Raw genomic sequence first — 1,314 nt, 5'->3', positions numbered from 1 at the left:
TATTACATCTTGAAATCAGAAGAAGAGAAAAGATGTTTTTTTATTGCCTAAAAACAGAAAAAGAAAAGAGCTGAAACAAAATCAACTCTTTAAAAAGTTATTTCGTTACAGCCCCTTTTATTACATTTCAGCAAATATAGTTACCCAATATCCCCCATAATAAGCAACAGCTGCATGAGTATTTGTTTCTAAAATATTAGCTTTATGACCTGGACTTGCCATCCAAGATGCTACAACATTTGATGGAGATGTGGTACCTTTAGCTATATTTTCACCACTCCTTTTTAAAGGTAAAGAAGTAATTAAACTAGAATATCTACTTCCATCTGGTCTAGTATGTGACCAATTAGTTACAATTTCTTTAGCTCTTACTTTACATGCTTCATATAATGTATCATTCCAAGCCATTGATGGTAACCCTGCTTTAGCTCTTTCAGCATTCTGTAAGTTGAAAGCCTCTTTTGCTTTAGATAAAGAATACTCCATAGCTACAGAACCACCTGAAGAAGATGAACCCCCTGATGAAGTTGATGAACTACCACTACCCCCACTACTGCTAGGTTTTGACGGTTTTATCACTGTTACCTCTTCTTTTTTGCCTGTATTAGGATTAGTTACAGTTTTCTTTTCAGTAGAAGAATTCTTAGGCTTAGCCTTTACAGTAATATTAAACTTAGCTTCTACCCCATTGGCTGTAGCTGTAATAGTAGCTTTACCTCTATCTTTAGCTTTAACTTTACCATTAGAATCAACTGTTGCTACTTTTTCATCAGAAGATTTGAAAGTAGCTTTAGTATCCTTACCTTTAATATCGGCTTTAAGAACTAAACTTTCACCCTCATATACAGTATCCTTAGACTTATCTAACTTAATCGTAGGAGCTGTAATTTTAACCTTGATATCCTGAGTAACTTCGTTCTTAGAACCATCAATAGCCTTAACTGTAGCAATATATTCGCCCTCTTTAGAATAATCTACTTTGCTATCGTCTACAGTAACTGTTGTACTATCTAAGTCCTCAGCTGTAAACATCTTACTGAACTCCTCAGCACTAGGCTTGCAATCTCTAATAAACTCAACCTCTTCCTTGAAATCTTTAAATACTGGTTTAGTTGTATCAGTAACTTTTAATTTTAATGTTTCTTCTTTATCTTTGTATAAAAAGATTATTTCGTATTCTCCAATTGCAGGATATTCTTTATTTTCTTCTATTTTAATTTTTGATATATCCATTTTGATGTCAGATACTATATCTTTATTTGTTTGTTCAGTATCAATATAATCATTGATATTTGTAGATAAAGTTTTTCCATA

Annotated in this window: 1 protein-coding gene; it reads right to left on the bottom strand. The window is 32.5% G+C overall.

The window, feature by feature from the left end:
• Nucleotides 1–120: 120 nt before the first annotated feature.
• On the bottom strand, nucleotides 121–1,314 hold a 1,194-nt coding region (locus tag B5G32_RS13520), incomplete at its 5' end, for a CAP domain-containing protein (RefSeq protein WP_087936961.1).

The sequence above is a fragment of the Massilimicrobiota sp. An80 genome (assembly GCF_002159255.1).
GTDB lineage: Bacteria > Bacillota_I > Bacilli_A > Erysipelotrichales > Coprobacillaceae > Allocoprobacillus > Allocoprobacillus merdigallinarum.
Note: the sequence above shows the minus strand (reverse complement) of the source record. Positions and strands in the feature narration are given on the sequence as shown.